At 68.2% G+C, this 17,458-nt stretch carries 14 protein-coding genes; 4 read left to right on the plus strand and 10 right to left on the minus strand.

Features of this window, described 5'->3' with window-relative positions; translation table 11 throughout:
* Positions 1 to 72 precede the first annotated feature (72 nt).
* The 4 genes from glyA (at position 73) to DM373_RS26925 (ending at position 5,636) form a co-directional block, all read left to right on the plus strand.
* Positions 73 to 1,326 (plus strand): serine hydroxymethyltransferase, encoded by a 1,254-nt coding sequence (glyA, locus tag DM373_RS26910; RefSeq protein ID WP_110996419.1) that lies wholly within the window; start codon positions 73 to 75, stop codon positions 1,324 to 1,326.
* 26 nt (positions 1,327 to 1,352) lie between these two features.
* The gene (gcvT, locus tag DM373_RS26915; protein ID WP_110996420.1) at positions 1,353 to 2,477 is read left to right on the plus strand and encodes a glycine cleavage system aminomethyltransferase GcvT; all 1,125 of its coding nucleotides are present in this window, start codon (positions 1,353 to 1,355) and stop codon (positions 2,475 to 2,477) included.
* 14 nt (positions 2,478 to 2,491) lie between these two features.
* Positions 2,492 to 3,472 (plus strand): lipoyl synthase, encoded by a 981-nt coding sequence (gene lipA, locus DM373_RS26920; protein WP_110996421.1) that lies wholly within the window; start codon positions 2,492 to 2,494, stop codon positions 3,470 to 3,472.
* Positions 3,473 to 3,734: 262 nt separating this feature from the next.
* Positions 3,735 to 5,636: a potassium transporter Kup gene (locus DM373_RS26925; protein ID WP_110996422.1), complete on the plus strand. Its 1,902-nt coding sequence runs from the start codon at positions 3,735 to 3,737 to the stop codon at positions 5,634 to 5,636.
* A gap of 16 nt (positions 5,637 to 5,652) precedes the next feature.
* Here DM373_RS26925 and DM373_RS26930 read toward each other — a convergent pair whose 3' ends face one another.
* The 10 genes from DM373_RS26930 to DM373_RS26975 all read right to left on the minus strand — a co-directional run bounded on the left by DM373_RS26930 (position 5,653) and on the right by DM373_RS26975 (position 17,161).
* Entirely contained in the window at positions 5,653 to 6,438 is a 786-nt protein-coding gene (locus DM373_RS26930; RefSeq protein WP_110996423.1) for an ABC transporter ATP-binding protein, read from the minus strand.
* 9 nt (positions 6,439 to 6,447) lie between these two features.
* On the minus strand, positions 6,448 to 7,203 hold the full coding sequence (locus DM373_RS26935) for an ABC transporter permease (RefSeq protein WP_110996424.1): 756 nt from the start codon (positions 7,201 to 7,203) through the stop codon (positions 6,448 to 6,450).
* 10 nt (positions 7,204 to 7,213) lie between these two features.
* Positions 7,214 to 7,969 carry an ABC transporter permease gene (locus tag DM373_RS26940; protein WP_110996425.1) on the minus strand — a complete coding sequence of 252 codons (756 nt, stop codon included), beginning with the start codon at positions 7,967 to 7,969 and terminating at the stop codon, positions 7,214 to 7,216.
* Positions 7,966 to 9,141 carry an MFS transporter gene (locus DM373_RS26945; RefSeq protein ID WP_110996426.1) on the minus strand — a complete coding sequence of 392 codons (1,176 nt, stop codon included), beginning with the start codon at positions 9,139 to 9,141 and terminating at the stop codon, positions 7,966 to 7,968. Before DM373_RS26945 ends, DM373_RS26940 begins: the two co-directional genes overlap by 4 nt.
* Positions 9,138 to 10,532: an amidase gene (locus DM373_RS26950; protein ID WP_110996427.1), complete on the minus strand. Its 1,395-nt coding sequence runs from the start codon at positions 10,530 to 10,532 to the stop codon at positions 9,138 to 9,140. Before DM373_RS26950 ends, DM373_RS26945 begins: the two co-directional genes overlap by 4 nt.
* On the minus strand, positions 10,525 to 11,940 hold the full coding sequence (locus DM373_RS26955; RefSeq protein ID WP_110996428.1) for an amidase: 1,416 nt from the start codon (positions 11,938 to 11,940) through the stop codon (positions 10,525 to 10,527). Before DM373_RS26955 ends, DM373_RS26950 begins: the two co-directional genes overlap by 8 nt.
* Positions 11,940 to 12,725: an ABC transporter permease gene (locus DM373_RS26960; protein WP_110996429.1), complete on the minus strand. Its 786-nt coding sequence runs from the start codon at positions 12,723 to 12,725 to the stop codon at positions 11,940 to 11,942. Before DM373_RS26960 ends, DM373_RS26955 begins: the two co-directional genes overlap by 1 nt.
* A complete protein-coding gene (locus DM373_RS26965) occupies positions 12,722 to 13,504 on the minus strand; it encodes an ABC transporter ATP-binding protein (RefSeq protein ID WP_110996430.1) in 783 nt (260 codons plus the stop codon). Before DM373_RS26965 ends, DM373_RS26960 begins: the two co-directional genes overlap by 4 nt.
* Positions 13,501 to 14,559: an ABC transporter substrate-binding protein gene (locus tag DM373_RS26970; RefSeq protein WP_157966894.1), complete on the minus strand. Its 1,059-nt coding sequence runs from the start codon at positions 14,557 to 14,559 to the stop codon at positions 13,501 to 13,503. The genes DM373_RS26965 and DM373_RS26970 overlap by 4 nt, the downstream gene beginning before the upstream one ends.
* Before the next feature lie 346 nt (positions 14,560 to 14,905).
* Positions 14,906 to 17,161: a TonB-dependent receptor gene (locus DM373_RS26975; protein ID WP_110996432.1), complete on the minus strand. Its 2,256-nt coding sequence runs from the start codon at positions 17,159 to 17,161 to the stop codon at positions 14,906 to 14,908.
* Positions 17,162 to 17,458: the final 297 nt, after the last annotated feature.

Raw genomic sequence — 17,458 nt, forward strand, 5'->3', positions numbered from 1 at the left:
GGGCAAGCCCGCTCCCACGCATGCCAAAACACATCAGCCGCACGGCCAAACGCGAATAACAAGGAAAACACCATGTTCCACAAAAGCCTGACCCTCTCCGATTTCGACCCCGCGCTGTCCGCCGCCATGCAGCGCGAAGCGCAGCGCCAGGAAGACCACATCGAGCTGATCGCCTCGGAAAACTACACCAGCCCCCAGGTGATGCAGGCCCAGGGCAGCGAGCTGACCAACAAGTACGCCGAAGGCTACCCAGGCAAGCGCTACTATGGCGGCTGCGAGCACGTCGATGTGGTCGAGCAGCTGGCCATCGACCGTGCCCGCCAGCTGTTCGGCGCCGGCTACGCCAACGTCCAGCCGCACTCCGGCTCCCAGGCCAACGCCGCGGTGTACCTGGCGTTGCTGCAGGCCGGCGACACCCTGCTGGGCATGAGCCTGGCCCACGGCGGCCACCTGACCCACGGCGCCAAGGTGTCGTCCTCGGGCAAGCTGTACAACGCCGTGCAATACGGCATCGACGCCGATGGCCTGATCGACTACGCCGAGGTCGAGCGCCTGGCCCTCGAGCACCGGCCGAAAATGATCGTCGCCGGCTTCTCCGCCTACTCCAAGACCCTGGACTTCGCACGCTTCCGGCAGATCGCCGACCTGGTCGGTGCCTACCTGTTCGTCGACATGGCCCACGTCGCCGGCCTGGTGGCCGCAGGCCTGTACCCCAATCCGCTGCCCTACGCCGATGTGGTCACCACCACCACCCACAAGACCCTGCGCGGCCCGCGCGGCGGCCTGATCCTGGCCAAGGGCGATGCGGACCTTGAGAAGAAACTCAATTCGGCGGTGTTCCCGGGCGGGCAGGGCGGGCCGCTGATGCATGTGATCGCGGCCAAGGCAGTGTGCTTCAAGGAGGCGTTGGAACCTGGCTTCAAGGCCTATCAGCAGCAGGTCATCGACAACGCCCGGGCCATGGCCCAGGTGTTCATGCAACGGGGTTTCGACGTGGTCTCCGGCGGCACCGACAACCACCTGTTCCTGCTCAGCCTGATCCGCCAGGGCATCACCGGCAAGGACGCCGACGCCGCCTTGGGCCGGGCGCATATCACGGTGAACAAGAACACCGTGCCCAACGATCCGCAGTCGCCGTTCGTGACCTCGGGCCTGCGCATCGGCACCCCGGCGGTGACCACCCGTGGTTTCAAGGTCGAGGAGTGCCGCGCCCTGGCGAGCTGGATCTGCGACATCCTCGAACACCTCGGCGATGCCGACGTCGAGGCCCAGGTGGCGCGCCAGGTCGGCGAGCTGTGCCAGCGCTTCCCGGTGTACCCGGCCTGAGCCTCCACGAACCCAAGGAGTCACCCATGTCCACACAAGAGCTCCAACACACCCCGCTGCACGCCCTGCACCTGCAACTGGGCGCGCGCATGGTGCCCTTCGCCGGCTACGCCATGCCGGTGCAATACCCGCTGGGGGTGCTCAAGGAGCACCTGCACACCCGTGAGCAGGCCGGCCTGTTCGATGTTTCGCACATGGGCCAGATTCGCCTGCGCGGCGCCCAGGCCGCCCAGGCCCTGGAGGCGCTGGTGCCGGTCGACATCATCGACCTGCCGGTGGGCATGCAGCGCTATGCGCTGTTCACCAACGCCGACGGTGGCATCCTCGATGACCTGATGGTGGCCAGGCTGGCCAGCGACGAGCTGCTGCTGGTGGTCAATGCCGCCTGCAAGCAGCAGGACCTGGCCCACCTGCGCCAGCAACTGGAGGGCCAGTGCGAGGTCGAGTCGCTGTTCGCCAGCCGCGCCCTGCTGGCCCTGCAAGGGCCGGCGGCGGCCAAGGTGCTCGGGCGCCTGGCCTCGCAGGTGGGCGGCATGACCTTCATGCAGTTCGCCAGCGTCAAGCTGCTGGGAGTCGATTGCTATGTCAGCCGCTCGGGCTACACCGGCGAGGACGGCTACGAAATCTCGGTGCCGGTGGAGGCGGCGCTGCTGCTGGCCCGCACCCTGCTGGCCGAACCCGAGGTCGAGGCCATCGGCCTGGGCGCCCGCGACTCGCTGCGCCTGGAGGCCGGCCTGTGCCTGTATGGCCATGACATGGAGGCGCGCACCACGCCGATAGAGGCCAGCCTGGCCTGGGCGATTTCCAAGGCCCGGCGTGCCGACGGCGAGCGCGCCGGTGGCTTCCCGGGGGCCGCGCATATCCTCGCCCAGCAGCGCGAGGGCGTGGCCAGCAAACGGGTCGGCCTGCTGCCCCGCGAGCGGGTGCCGGTGCGTGAAGGGGCATTGATCGTCAATGCCCGGGAAGAGGTGATCGGCCGGGTCACCAGCGGCGGCTTCGGCCCAAGCCTGGGCGGGCCGTTGGCGATGGGCTACGTGCAGAGCGAGTACACGGCGTTGCAGACCGAGGTGTTCGCCCAGGTGCGCGGCAAACTGGTGCCGATGGAAGTGGTGCGCACACCCTTCGTGGCACCCCGTTACCACCGCGGTTGAACAGGAGCCTGCCGATGACTCAGCCCCAGGCTGTCGAGACCAAGCCCCAGCCCCAGCCCCTGCAGGCCGGGGTGAAACTGCGCGGCGCCGAGAAGGTAGCGCGCATCCCGGTGAAGATCCTGCCCACCGAGGACATCCCGCGCAAACCCGAGTGGATCCGCGTCGAGATCGCCACCTCACCCGAAGTGGCGCGGGTCAAGGCGCTGTTGCGCAAGCACAAGCTGCACAGCGTCTGCGAAGAGGCCGCCTGCCCGAACCTGGGCGAGTGCTTCGCCGGCGGCACGGCGACCTTCATGATCATGGGCGACATCTGCACCCGCCGTTGCCCGTTCTGCGACGTCGGCCATGGCCGGCCGCGGCCGCTGGACGTCGATGAGCCGAAGAACCTGGCCATCGCCATTGCCGACCTGGGCCTGAAGTACGTGGTGATCACCTCGGTGGACCGCGACGACCTGCGCGACGGCGGCGCCCAGCACTTCGTCGATTGCCTGCGCGAGATCCGCCGGCTGTCGCCAGGCATCCAGCTGGAAACCCTGGTGCCCGATTACCGGGGGCGCATGGACGTGGCCCTGGCCATCACCGCCCAGGAGCCGCCGGATGTGTTCAACCACAACCTGGAAACGGTGCCGCGCCTGTACAAGGCGGCCCGGCCGGGCTCGGACTTCGAGTGGTCGCTGGACTTGCTTGAGCGTTTCAAGCAACGGGTGCCGGGCGTGCCGACCAAGTCCGGGCTGATGCTTGGCCTGGGCGAAACCGACGAGGAAGTGCTCGAGGTGATGCAGCGCCTGCGCGAGCATCAGGTCGACATGCTGACCCTGGGGCAGTACCTGCAACCGTCGCGCAGCCACCTGCCGGTGCAGCGCTTCGTGCACCCGGACACCTTCGCCTGGTTTGCCGAGCAGGCCGAGGCGATGGGCTTCAGGAACGTGGCGTCGGGGCCGCTGGTGCGCTCGTCCTACCATGCCGAGCAACAGGCGGCGCAGGCGGTGGGGTAGAGCCCGCGCTGCCAGGGCCGGCCGACACTGTCGGCCGGCCTGCGCGTCCATCAGCCGCTGCGATTGGCCTGGCGACGCGAATGCTGTGCTTTTTTACGCACTTTTTACGGCCGGCCAGCGCGCTTGCAAGGATACTGGCCGCCTCTGCTGCCCGGTCCGCAGGGCCTCAGGCAGGTAGCTTGGGGCGGAGCGGGCGCCACGCGAGGTCGTCATGCACAGGGAGGGCAGGCGCTTTCCACCCGCCAGCCCAGAGACGTCATCCGTGAGCCAGAGCGTTACCGCCGCAACCCCAACCCTCCCCGGCAAGACCACCGCCATCGGCACCCTCGTTGCCGCGGTCGGTGTGGTGTATGGCGACATCGGCACCAGCCCGCTGTACACCCTCAAGGAAGTCTTCGCCGGCCACTACGGCGTCCAGGCCAATACCGTCGGCGTGCTCGGCGTGCTGTCGCTGGTGTTCTGGTCGTTGATCTGGGTGGTGTCGCTCAAGTACGTGCTGTTCATTCTGCGCGCCAGCAACCAGGGCGAAGGCGGCATCATGGCCCTGACCGCACTGGCGCACCGGGCCGCTGCGCCCTATGCGCGCCTGGGCAAGGGGCTGGTGCTGCTGGGGCTGTTCGGCGCCGCCTTGTTCTACGGCGACAGCATGATCACCCCGGCGATATCGGTGCTCTCGGCGGTGGAAGGCCTGCAACTGGCCTTCGACGGCATCGAGCACTGGGTGGTGCCGCTGTCGGTGGTGGTGCTGGTGGCGCTGTTCGTCATCCAGAAGCACGGCACCGCGCGCATCGGCATCCTGTTCGGGCCGATCATGGTGCTGTGGTTCGTCGTGCTCGGCGCGCTTGGCGTGCATGGCATCGCCCAGCGCCCCGAGGTGCTGCAGGCGCTCAACCCGGCCTGGGCGGTGCAGTTCTTCGTGGCCCACCCTGGCATGGGCGTGGCCATCCTCGGCGCCGTGGTGCTGGCGTTGACCGGCGCCGAAGCGCTGTATGCCGACATGGGCCACTTCGGCCGCAAGCCCATCGCCAGGGCCTGGTTCCTGCTGGTGCTGCCGGGCCTGGTGCTGAACTACTTCGGCCAGGGCGCGTTGATCCTCGGCAACCCGGACGCGGTGCGCAACCCGTTCTACCTGCTCGCCCCCGACTGGGCCCTGCTGCCCATGGTCGGGCTGGCCACGCTGGCCACCATCATCGCCTCCCAGGCGGTGATTTCCGGCGCCTTCTCCCTGACCCGCCAGGCCATTCAGCTCGGTTATGTGCCGCGCATGTTCATCCAGCACACCTCCAGCGAAGAGCAGGGGCAGATCTACATCGGCATGGTCAACTGGGCGTTGATGGTCGGCGTGGTCCTGCTGGTGGTGGGCTTCGAGTCGTCCAGTGCACTGGCCGCCGCCTATGGCGTTGCGGTGACCGGCACCATGCTGATCACCACCTTGCTGGCCTCGGCGGTGGTGCTGTTGCTGTGGAAGACGCCACGCTGGTTGGCGATCCCGCTGTTGCTGGGCTTCTTGCTGGTAGACAGCCTGTACTTTGCCGCCAACGCCCCGAAGATCCTGCAAGGCGGCGCGTTCCCGGTGATCGCCGGGGTCGCCCTGTTCGTGCTGATGACCACCTGGAAGCGCGGGCGCCGGCTCATCGTCGAGCGGCTCGACGAAGGCGCGCTGCCTCTCGACCTGTTCATCGCCAGCCTGCAGTACCAGCCACCCCACCGGGTGACAGGCACGGCGGTGTTCCTCAGCGCCAGGCCCGAAGCGGTGCCGCACGCGCTGTTGCACAACCTGCTGCACAACCAGGTGTTGCACGAGCAGGTGGTGCTGCTGACGGTGGTGTTCGAGGACCAACCGCGGGTCAGCGTGGGCCAGCGTTTCGAGGTCGAAGCGTTCGGTGAGGGCTTCTTCCGCGTAAGCCTGCATTTCGGTTTCATGGAAGAGCCCAACGTGCCGCTGGCCCTGAGCCGCTGCCAGCGCGACGACCTTGAGTTCGCCGCCATGCGCACCACCTATTTCCTCAGCCGGGAAACCGTCATCGCCAGCAAGCGCATGGGCATGGCCAGGTGGCGTGAGCACCTGTTCGCGTTCCTGCTCAAGAATGCCAACAGCAACCTCAAGTACTTCCAGTTGCCGCTGAACCGGGTGATCGAGCTCGGGACCCAGGTCGAGATGTAAGCAAGGCGGGCGCTGTTCAGTGCCCGACCAACTCCCCCAGCAAGCGTTGCTTGAAGCCCTGCAGCAGCGCACTGTCGCGCTGGCGTGGGTGCGGCAGGTCGATGCGCAGGTCCTCGCGGATACGGCCCGGGTGGGCATCCAGCACGATCACCCGGTCGCCCAGGTACAGCGCCTCCTCGATGTCGTGGGTGACCATGAGCACCGTGCAGCGCTCCTGCACCCAGATCCGTTGCAGCTCCTGTTGCAGGCGCACCCGGGTCAGGGCGTCGAGGGCGCCGAGGGGCTCGTCGAGCAGCAGCACCTTGGGCTTGTTCACCAGTGCCCGGGCAATCGCGGCACGTTGGGCCATGCCACCGGAGAGCTGGTGCGGGTAGGCGCTCTCAAAGCCGGTGAGGCCCACCAGGTCGATGTGCTCGGCCACCAGGCGGTTTTTTTCGGCGGTGGGCAGGGCGTGGTTCTTCAGGGCCAGGGCGATGTTCTGCTGCAAGGTCATCCACGGGAACAAGCGATGGTCCTGGAACACGATGCCGCGCTCCAGGCCTGGGCCGCGTACCGGCTGGCGGTCGAGCAGGATCTGCCCTTGATAGTCCTGGTCGAGGCCGACGACCAGCCGCAGCAGGGTGGACTTGCCGCAGCCGCTGGCGCCGAGGATGCTGACGAACTCGCCGGGGTTGATGTCCAGGTCGATGCCTTCAAGCACCGGCACCTGTTGGCCCTTGAGCGGGTAGCACTTGCTCAGGCCACGGAGGGACAGCGCGCCGGTGGCGGTGCTGGGGTGAAGCTTGGGAGCGATGGCGTTCATGGTCGGGCCTTAAGGGGTCGGGTGGCCGCGCAGCAGGCGGCGGGCGAGGAGGGTGCAGAGCCAGGACATCACATAGCCGCACAGGCCGATGCACAGCACGCAGACCAGGATGATCTCCATGCGCGCGCCGGCCTCGGCGTTCATCATCAGGCTGCCCAGGCCGGCACCGGAGGCCAGGAACAGCTCGCTGCCCACCGCCGTCACCCAGGCGAAGGCCAGGGCCTGCAGCACGCCGGCGGCAATGCCCGGCAAGGCGGCCGGCAGCAGGATCAGGCGCAGCTGCTGGCTGCGGCTGAGCATCAGCACCCGGGCCGCCTCGCGGTGCTGGCCCTCGACCTGGCGCAGGCTTTCGAAGGTGTTGAGCACCATCGGGTACAACGCCGCGAGGCTGACGATCAGCAGCTTGGCGCTCTCACCGTTGCCCAGCCACAGGGCGATCAACGGGATCCAGCCAAGCATCGGCACCTGGCGCAGGGCGTGGAACAAGGGTGCGATCAGGCGGTTGGCCAGGCCCGACAGCGCCATCAGGGCACCCAATGCGGTGCCGGCGACGATGCCCACGGCCAGGCCGATGCAGATGCGCAGCAGGCTCGCCCACAGGTTGACCAGCAGCTCGCCATTGTCCAGCAGTTCGGCCAGGGCCGCACCGACCTGCGCCAAGGGCACGAAAGCGTAAGCGCCGGCAGTGCTCTGGCGCGAGGCATATTCCCAGGCGCCCAGCAGCAGTAACGGCAGCAGCAGGCCACGCAGTGCGTTCAGTTTCATCGGCAGCTCCTTAGCGGCTTTGCCAGCCGGACAAGCGTCGTTCGACCCGGCGCAGGCCAACATCCAGGGTGAAACCGATCACCCCGGTGACCACCACCCCGACCATCACCACATCGATGCGCAGCATCTGCCGGCCCATCTCGATCATCTGCCCCAGGCCGCTGTCGGCGGCCAGCAGCTCGCAGGCCACCAGCACCACCCAGGCGCGGGTCAGGGCAATGCGCAGGCCGGTGACGATGCCCGGCGTGGCGGCGGGCAGGGCCACGCTCAGCAGCAGGCTGTACCAGGGCAGGCGATACACCCGGGCCACTTCCAGGTAACGCTGGGGGATGTGGCGCACCGCCTCGGTGGTGGCCAGGGCCACCGGGAAGAACACGGTCAGGGCGACAATGGCGACCTTGAACAGCTCTTCGATGCCGAACAGCAGCACGAACATCGGGATCAGCGCCAGGCTGGGGAGCTGGCGCAGGGTATGGAACAGCGGTGCGCAATAGGCCTCGACCCGCGCCGACAACGCCAGTGCCAGGCCGAAGCCCAGGCCCGCCGCGCTGCCGAAGGCGAAGCCCTGGGCCAGGCGCAGCAGGCTGAAAGCCAGGTGTTCGGGCAGCTCACCACTGGCGCACAGCTCAATGAAGGCCTGCCAGACTTCTGCCGGCGCGATCAGCAGGTTGGCCGGGAACAGCCCGGCGCTGGCCGCCCAGTGCCAGGCCAGCAACAGCAACAGCGGTGAAGCCAGGCCGCTCAGGCGGTAGCCGATACGCTTCATGCCACCACCTCCTGTACCTGCTGGCGGCGCTGCCGGCAGCACCAGGCCACCAGCAGCAACAGCGGGATCCAGCACAGGAACAGGTTGGCCAGGCCGGTGAAGTGGCTGATCGCGCCACCCAGCAGGGCGCCGCCGAAGCTGCCCGCCATCGACGCCAGGTTGAACAGGCCGGAGAGCTTGCTGCTGTCCTCGCGGCGCTGGCTCAGGCGAGCCATGTTGACCAGGTGCACCGTAGCCGTGGCCAGGCTCACCAGCACCGCCGCCAGCACCAGCCAGCCGTAGCCATGGCCCAGGCCGCACGCCAGCAAGGCCGTGATCGCCAGCCCCAGGCCCAGGGCATAGGCGCGGCCCGGGCTGGTCGCGCGCAACACCCGGCCAAGGCCGAACAGGGCAAGCACCGCGAACAGCGCTTCGATCATCACCAGGCTCACCGCATGGCCCTGAGGCACGCCGCCTTCCAGGGCCAGGAGGATGATGAAGGTGGTGAACAGGCTGGTGGTGGCGCTGTTGCTCAGCTCCACGGTGCAGCTCTGGCGGATGCTGCGCTCGCCCAGCAGCTGGCGGACCTGGGCCAGCATGCCGCTGGCCGGGGCCGCGGCACTTGGGCTGGCGTCGCCGATGCCCTCCCAGAAACGCAGGCTGTACAGGGCCATGCCGGCGAAGCTGGCGGCAATCAGCATGAAGGCCAGGGAGAACGCGCCGCGCTCGCTGAAGGCGTTGCCCAGCAGCGGGCCGAGCAGGCCCAGGCCCAGGGTCAGGGCGCCGCGGTACCAGCCGGCCTTGTCGGTGCCCAGGTGCTTGAGCTGGCGCAGGAAGCTGCCGTTCATGGCGACGATGCGAAACGGGATGAAGAGGCCGATCAGCAACTGCCCCAGGGCCAGCCACCACCAGGCGGCATACAGCGGGATCGCCAGGTTGACCAGCATTGGCCCGAGGCTGGACAGGGCGTACACCCGGCGTGCGCCGAAACGGGCGATGACGAAGCCGGCGGGCAGGGTCAGGAACAGCATGCCCAGGGCCTCCATCGCCGCGATGACGCCGATTTGCCAGGCGTCGGCGCCCAGCGCCAGGGCGTACAGGGTGATGACGATCTTGGCCATGCCCACGGTGGCGCCGCTGACCAGCGCCAGCAGCAGGAAGCGCGGCAGAAAATTGCTTGCAGGGTGACTCATGGCAGCCAGCGCCCCAGGTCCGGCGTGCCCCAGGGCAGGCGCTGTTGCAGGTGCGCGGCAACCCGCAGCAGGCGGTCCTCGGCGTACCACGGGCCAACCAACTGCACCCCCAGCGGCCAGCCTTCGCGGCTGAGCCCGGCGGGCAGGCTCAGGGCCGGGTGGCCGCTGAGGTTGAACGGGTGCAGGTAGTGAATCCAGTCGAAGTCGCCATCCGTGCCGTCGGCGGCCAGCGGCGGCGCTGACAGGGCCGGCGTGAGCAGCACGTCGACGTCCGCGAACAGCCCCTGGATACGCCGCAGCAGGCGGGTACGGGCGAACTGCGCGTGCTGCAGTTCATCGGCGCTCAGTTGCGGCAGGCGGGCGTCCAGCCAGCCGCGAAAACCTGGGTCGAGCTGATCGGCCTGGGCCGGGTAACGCTCGCCGAGGAAGCGGCGCTTGAGGGCCAGCACGGTGGGCTCGAAGGCAGCGCCGCTGTCGCTCAGGTCCAGGCGATGCTGCTGCACCGTGGCGCCGGCCTCGCCCAGGGCGTTGGCCACGCGCTCGCCGGCCTGCAGCACCTGGGCATCGGCCGGGCCTTTGCCGACCTCCGGCAACCAGGCGACCCGCAGGCCGCGCAGGTCACCGTCGGCCCGGGCGGCGTCGCGCAGTGCCCGCCGGGGTGCTCGCAGCGACCAGGGGTCCCTTGGGTCGGGGCCGATCAATACTTCCAGTGCCAATGCGGCATCCGCCACGCTGCGGGTCAGGGTGCCCTGATGGCCAAGGGCGTTGAACAGGTCGAGGGCATGCACCTGGGGAATCGCCCCGAGGGTCGGCTTGATGCCGAGCACGCCGCAGCAGCTGGCGGGGATGCGCACGGAGCCGGCGATGTCGGTACCCACGGCAATCGCCCCGGCGCCCACCGCCACCGCTGCCGCCGCGCCACCGCTGGAGCCGCCTGTGGTGCGGCTGGGGTCCCAGGGGTTGCGGGTGATGCCGAACAGGCGGCTGTCGGTGCTGGCCTTGGCGCCGAACTCCGGCATGGTGGTGGTGCCCAGCAGGATGCCCCCGGCGTTGCGCAGGCGCTGCACGCTGGGGTCGTCGGCGCTGGCGACGTGGTCGCGGTAGAGCGCCGAGCCGAAGGTCTGTGGCGCGCCGGCCACCGGGATCTGCTCCTTGACCGTGAACGGCACGCCCAGCAGCGCCGGCAGCTCACCGCCGGCGCGGTAGCGGCGCTCGGCATCCAAGGCCGAAGCCCGGGCGCGTTCGCGGTCCTGCCAGGTGAACAGGCGCAGGTGCGGGTCGATGGCGTCGATGCGGGCGAAACTCTGGTCGATCAGCTCGACCGGTGACAGCGCACCACTGCGCAGAAGGCTGACCAGTTCGGCGACGGGCAGCAGGGTCGGGTCAGGCATCGAAAGGCTCCAGGTCGGGGTGGCGGTCGGTGAGCGCGAGCAGGGCTTCGAGTTCGGCCGCCACTTTCAGCAGCGGGCCGTCGGCGTACCAGGGCGCGACCAGTTGCAGGCCCACCGGCAAGCCATCGGCGCTGAAGCCGGCCGGCAGGCTCAAGGCCGGGTGGCCGCTGAGGTTGAACGGGTACAGGTAGTCGATGTAATGGCGCGCCTGCTGCGCGCCTTCGCTGTTGCCGGCCAGGCCCGCTTCGGCGGCGATGGGCGGCCGGGTCAGGGTGGGGCTGGCGAGGAAGTCGAAGTCTGCGAACAGCGCTTGGACCCGGCCGAACACCCGGTTGCGCGCTTCGCCGGCATCGCCCAGGGCTTGCCAGTCGATGTCGGCGCTGCGCTCCAGGCGCTGGCGGTACACCGGGTCGAACAGCGTGGCGTCTGCGGCCAGGCGCGGGGCGTAGCGAGCGTGGTGCTGGCTGGAGACCAGAATGCCGAAGCGCTCGGCATCGCCGTGCAGGTCGAAGTCGATACGGGTGACCTGGGCGCCGAGGGCACGCAACCGCTCCAGGGCCTGCAGGCCAATGGCGATGACCTGCGGATCGACGTCCGGGATGGGCAGGTCGAGCCAGGCGATGCGCACCCCGTCCAGGCGCCCGTCGGGTTGCGCCTGGCGGGCATAGTCCTGGCTCACAAGGCCCAGCGACCACGGATCGCGCGGGTCGGCGCCGGCCAGCAGCTCGAGGGCCAGGGCGTTGTCGGCGACCGTGCGGGTCAGCGGCCCGATGTGGGCCAGCTGGGCGAAGCCATCGACGGCCTCCACCACCGGGATCACCCCGAGGGTGGGTTTAAGCCCGACCAGGTGGCAGCAGGATGCCGGGATGCGCACCGAGCCCGCCACGTCGGTGCCCAGCGCCAGCGGGCCGATGCCGGCCGCCACCGCGCCGGCCGAACCGCCGCTGGAGCCGCCCGGGGTGCGCGTGGGGTCCCAAGGGTTGCGGCTGACGCCATGCAGGGGGCTGTCGGTGGTGGCCTTGGTGCCGAACTCCGGCATGCTGGTGATACCCACCACGATCGCCCCCGCAGCGCGCAGGCGCTGGACCGCGACGTTGTCTTCGCGGGCGTGGTGGTGTTGGTACAGCCGCGAACCGAAGGTCTGCGGCGCACCCGCCACACCGAGGTTGTCCTTGATCGACACCGGCACCCCGTGCAGCGGGCCGACGGCGCGGACCTCGCGGTAGTCGGCGGTGGCCTGGCGGGCCTGGGCCAGGGCGTGCTCGCGGTCGAGCCAGGTGAACAGGCGCAGCGTCGGGTCGAGCCGGTCGATGCGGGCGAACACCTGCTCGATCACCGCCAGCGGCGACAGCTCAAGCTGGCGATAGGCCCGGGTCAGCCCGGCGATATCCAGGTACAAGGCACTCATCAGCGCTCTCCCGAGTCGGTGGTGGCATGGCTGCCACGGGTCCAGAAAATCACCCGCCGCTCAAGCCAGCGCACCAGTTGCGAACCGGCCACCCCGAGCAGGGCGAGCAGCAGCACGGCGGCGAACATCAGCGGCATGTTCATGTTTACCGAGGCGGCCTGGACCAGAAAACCAAGGCCGCCCTGGGCGGCGAGGAACTCGGCCACCACCGCGCCGATCAGCGCCAGCGACACGGCGATCTGCAGGCCGGCGAAGATGTCGCCGGCGGCGGCCGGCAGCTTGACGTGGAAGAACAGGTAGGCGCGCGAAGCGGAAAACGCCCGGCAGGCGTCGAGCAGGTCCGGGTCGGCGCGGCGGATGCCGGAGAAAGTATTGACGAACAGCGGGAAGAAGCAGGTGAGGGCGACGATGATCAGTTTCGAGGTGTGCTCGAAGCCGAACCACACCAGGATCAGCGGCGCCAGGGCCACCTTGGGCGCCGACTGCAGGGCCAGCAGCAAGGGGTAGCAGAAGCGTTCGAACAGCGCCGATTCCGAGAGCAGGGCGCCCAGCAGCAAGGCCAGCGCCGAGCCGCACAGAAAACCGCCGAGCACCTCGCCGAGGGTGATCCACACATGCTTGAGCAGGTCGCCCTGGTGCACGCCCTGCCACAGGGCCAGCAGCACATCGCGGGGCGAGGCGAGGATGTAGTCGGGCACGCCGAACAGGCTGATCGCCAGCTGCCAGGCGAGCAACAGCAGCAACGTCGAGATCAAGGGGTAGGCGAAAGCGGGAAGGCGGCTCATGGGCTGAAGTACCTGCGCAGGTGTTGGCTGAGTTCGATGAAACGCGGCGCGGCCAGGGTGTCTAGGGTGCGCGGGCGCGGCAGGTCGATGGCGAGGTTTTCGACGATGCGCCCGGGGCGCGACGACATCACCAGCACCCGGTCGGAGAGGAACACCGCTTCGGCGATGCTGTGGGTGATGAACAGCACCGACTTGGCCTGGGCCTGCCAGATGCGTTGCAGCTCCAGCATCAGGTGTTCGCGGGTCATGGCGTCGAGGGCGGCGAAGGGTTCGTCCATCAGCAGCAGCTGCGGGTCGTGCAGCAGCATGCGGGCGATGCCGACCCGTTGCTGCATGCCGCCGGACAGCTCGAACGGGTAGTTGTCGGCGAACGCCGCCAGCCCGACCAGCTCCAGCACCTGCTCGGCCCGCGCGGCGGCCTGGGCCTTTGGCAGGCCGAGGGTCTGGGCCGGCAGCAGCACGTTGGCGCGCACGCTTTTCCACGGCAGCAGGTTGGGTTTCTGGAACACCACGCCAGTCTCGCGGCGCGGTGCGCTGATCGCTGTGCCGTCGAGCAGCAGCTCGCCCTGGCTGGCCGGCAGCAGGCCGGCGACCAGTTTGAGCAGGGTCGATTTACCACAGCCCGAGGGGCCGAGGATGGAGACGAATTCGCCGCGGCCGATGCGCAGGTCCACCCCGGCCAGGGCGTCGATCGGGCCGCGCCGGCTGGCGTAGCGCACGCCGACGTCGCGGGCGCTGAGCACGCTGTCGGCCAGGTGGGGGAAGATGGCCTGGTTCATTGGGCCGCCTTGGCGCGGGCGTCGAGGGCTGCGCGGTCATAGTCGGTGAAGGACGCGGCCAGTTGGTTGGAGAACAGCGCCGGCAGGTCCAGCGCGATGCCCTTGAAGTAGCCCTGGCCTTGCATGGCCGCCAGGTAACCGGTGATGCGCGCGTGGTCGAAGCGGCCCTGGCTGGCGGCCGGGTCGGCATCGATCAACTGCAGGCGCCGGCTCAGCAGGGTGACCGCGTCGGCCTCGTTGTTGACCAGCGCGCCCTGGCTCGGCCGGGTTTGCGGGTACTGCTGCCACACCGCGCGCACGCAGAACGCCGGGTTGGCCACGCAGGCCCGTTGCCCTTGGTTGTAAGCGCGGCCGAAGCGGGCCAGCAGCTCGGGCTGCTCGCGCAGGGTGTCGGCATGGCTGATGAACACCCCGGCGCCCAGGCCACGGAAGGCGTCCGGGTAGTGCAGGCGGCGCAGCTTGAAGCCGGTCAGCTCGAACATGTCGTTCCAGCTGTCGTTGAAATTCAGCGCGTCGATGCGCTGGCTGCGCAGGGCGTTGAAGCCCGCGCCGAGCACGCCGACGGCGGAGAAGGTGAAGTCCTGCTCGCCGATGCCCACCGACTTGAGCACCGCGCGGGTGGTGTCCACTTGCGGCCAGTTCAGCGCCCCGGTGCCGACCCGCTTGCCCTTGAGGTCTTCCAGGCGCTGGATGTTCGAGTCAGCGGCCACGGCGAACTCGAAGGTCTGCGGCAGCAGGTTGTAGAAGAAGGCGATGGGCAGCGTCTTGCCGGGGTTCTGCTGGTAATAGTTGAGGATCGGCTCGGGCAGGCCCACCGCCAGGGTCACCCGTTTGCTGGTCAGGGCGGGCAGGGTGTCGGTGATTTCGAAGGCCTCGACGTCGAGGTTGGCATCCTTGAACAGGCCCAGGGCCTGGGCGGCGGCGAAGGGCGCCAGGCTGACCACGTTCGGCGCCGGGCCGAGGCCGACCTTGACAGTGTCGGCTGCCTGGCTGGAGAGGCTGGCCAACGCCAGGGCGAGGGCACTGAGGGTGGTGCGCACGGTAGTCGGGGTCATGGGCGGGCTTTCCGGGAATGTCTTGGGGCTGAGATAGCAGGTTGCATGCCAGGCCCTGTGGGCGCGGGCAATGCCGCGCCGTTGCTGGGTTGTGGCGTTGGATTGGGGTGCGTTGCTGCGGGGTTGCTGCTGGGGCAGCAGGGAGTGGGCGGCGGGGTGCTGCTCCAGCAACAGTGCTTCAAGCGATGCGATCCCTGTGTGTAGGAGCGGCCTTGTGCCGCGAAAGGGCTGCGCAGCAGCCCCGGCAATTGTGTGGCAAACGCAAATCCTGGGGCCGCTTCGCAGCCCTTTCGCGGCACAAGGCCGCTCCTACACACACGGTGATCGCATCAGCGCTGGCGATGGCTCAGAACTTGGCCGTAACGCTCACACCCGCCGTACGCGGATCGCCGTAGGCCGCCCAGTACGGCGAGCTGCCGCGGTTCAGCGACAGCCCGTGGACCTGGTACTGCTTGTCGGTGACGTTGTTGACGTAGCCGGTGACGCTGTACTTGTCGTCGGCAGTGGCATAGGTCAGGTGCACGTTGGCCAGGGCGTAGCCGTCCTGGTCCAGCCAGTTCCAGTCCGAACGCTGGTAGGCCGAGGTGAAGTACTCCTTGCTCTGGTAGCGCACATCGCCCCCGATATTGATCTTGCCCGGGATGTCCAGCGGCAAGCGGTAGTCCAGGCCCAGGGCGTAGACGTGCTTGGGCGAGCGCACGAAGCTGTTGCCTTTCCACAGGTCGCCGGTGAACTCGGTGTCCAGGTAGGAGGCGCTGAACTGCACCAGCAGGTCGTCGATCGGGCGTGCCTGGATTTCCAGCTCGGCGCCCCTGGCCTTGCCCTGAGCGTCGTTGGCCAGCAGCGAGACGATGCTGCCGCTGGCGGTGGTGGTGGTCGCGCTCACCTGCATGTCGTCGTAGTCGTAGTAGAAGATGTTGGCGTTGGCGTTCAGGCGCCCGTTGAACCATTCCGACTTCAGGCCCAGCTCATAGGAGTGCAGGGTTTCCGGGTTGACCGTGCTCAGTTGCTCCAAGCTGCTCGACAAACCGGTGTTGAATGCCCCGGAGCGGAAGCCCTTGGCGTAGCGGGCATACACCCGCAGGTTGTCGGTGAGGCGGTATTCCGGGGTCAAGTCATAGGTGACCGCGCGCCAGGTCTTGTTGCGCCGGGCGTTGCCGTTGGCCCCTGCGCCGGCGATGGCTTGCGGGTCTTGCAGGTTGCCGAAGTCCCACCAGTCGCCGCCGTCGCCGCCGGTAAAACCGCTGCCGGTGTACTGCAGCAGGTCCAGGTCGATGTCCTTTTTCTCCTGGGTCCAGCGCAGGCCGCCGGTCAGGGTGAAGGCATCGGTGAAGTCGTAGGCGAGGTTGCCGAACAGCGCATAGCTGGTGCTGTTGTGATCGAAGTCGATGCCGGTATAGGCGGCATCGCTGTCCAGTACCGAGGTGGCCTGTTTGCTGATCAAGGCTTCGTGGAAAGCGTGGGCGCCGACGATCCAGCGCAGGGTTTCGCTGGTCGGCGAGGCCAGGCGCAGTTCCTGGGAGTACTGGCTCCAGCGGTTGTTGGTGTAGGCGTGGCCGCCTTCGACCGGGGTCAGGTCGTCGTCGTTGGTAGCGCGCTGGCGGGTCTGGTCGTAGGCGGTGATCGAGGTCAGGCGGTAGTCGCCCAGGTCGTAGTTGAGGGTCAGGGAGGTGCCGTCGTGCTGGACCTTGGATTTGTTCTCGACGTTGCTTTCGATGTAGCGGCGGTGCGGGTCCTGCCGGGTGTAGCCGTTCAGCCAAGGGAAGCGGCCCACCGGCAACAGGCCGTTGGCGTTGCCGCGCGACTCGCTGTTGTGGATGTTCCACAGCGCTTCCAGGTCGGGGTTGAGCTTGGCCAGGAACTGCAAGCGCAAGGCTTTGCGGTCGATGGCGTCGTTGTCGCCGCCGATATTGGTGTTGCTGACGAAACCGTCGCGCTCCTTGGAGTAGATCGACACCCGCGCGGCCAGGCGGTCCTCGACCAGGGCGCCGCCGATGGCGCCGTTGACGATCTGCTCGTTCTTGCTGCCGTAGGCGAGGGTGCCGTAGCCGTCGGTGTCGAAGGTCGGCCGTTTGCTGATCACATTGACCGCGCCGCCGGTGGTGTTCTTGCCGTACAGGGTGCCTTGCGGGCCGCGCAGCACCTCGATGCGGTCGATGTCGAACAGCGGGTCGCCACCGGCCAGCGGTGCGTTGAGGTAGACGTCGTCGGCGTAGATGCCCACCGGGAACACCGTCGCGGCGCCGACGTCGCCGGTGCCGACGCCGCGGATGTACCAGCGTGGGCGGTCATCGCCGTCGGGGTTCTTGGCCTGGGCGTTGGGCACGAAGGTCAGGGTCTTGCCGACGTAGTCGGTGGCGGTCTGGCCGAGGTTCTCGCCGCTGACCGCGGTGACGGCGTTGGCGATGTCTTGCACGCTTTCTTCGCGGCGCTGGGCGGTGACTGTGACGGTCTTCAGGGCTGGGCTGGCTGCGGCGGTTGCCGGGGTGTCCTCGGGGGTGGGTTCGGCGGCGAACAGGTGTGGGCTGGCCAGGGCGCCGGTCAGCAGGCTGGCGTGCCACAGGGCGCGGGTGATGGGGTTGATGGGGGTGCGGATGGGCATGGTGGCTCCGTTGTCACTGGCAGAATATTTATGAGGGCGCCACGCGGCGTACTAGGCCATAGCAGACCTTGTGCCAGCTTTTTGTGTTTTATAACTTATTGATTTTTAATGGTTATTTGTTTTTGAGGGTGGAGTGTGTTGAGCGGCGGGCAGTTGATTGCTCATGGGGTGCTGATCTGGCAGCAGTGGCGGGGGTGGGGGATCTGGGGGGAGACAGGTTTACGCGGGGCGCTGGTCTGTTAGTTGCTAGTTGCTAGTTGCTAGTTGCTAGTTGCTGGGTGTTGGTTTTGGAAGTTG

This window comes from Pseudomonas sichuanensis (assembly GCF_003231305.1).
Taxonomy (GTDB): Bacteria; Pseudomonadota; Gammaproteobacteria; order Pseudomonadales; family Pseudomonadaceae; genus Aquipseudomonas; species Aquipseudomonas sichuanensis.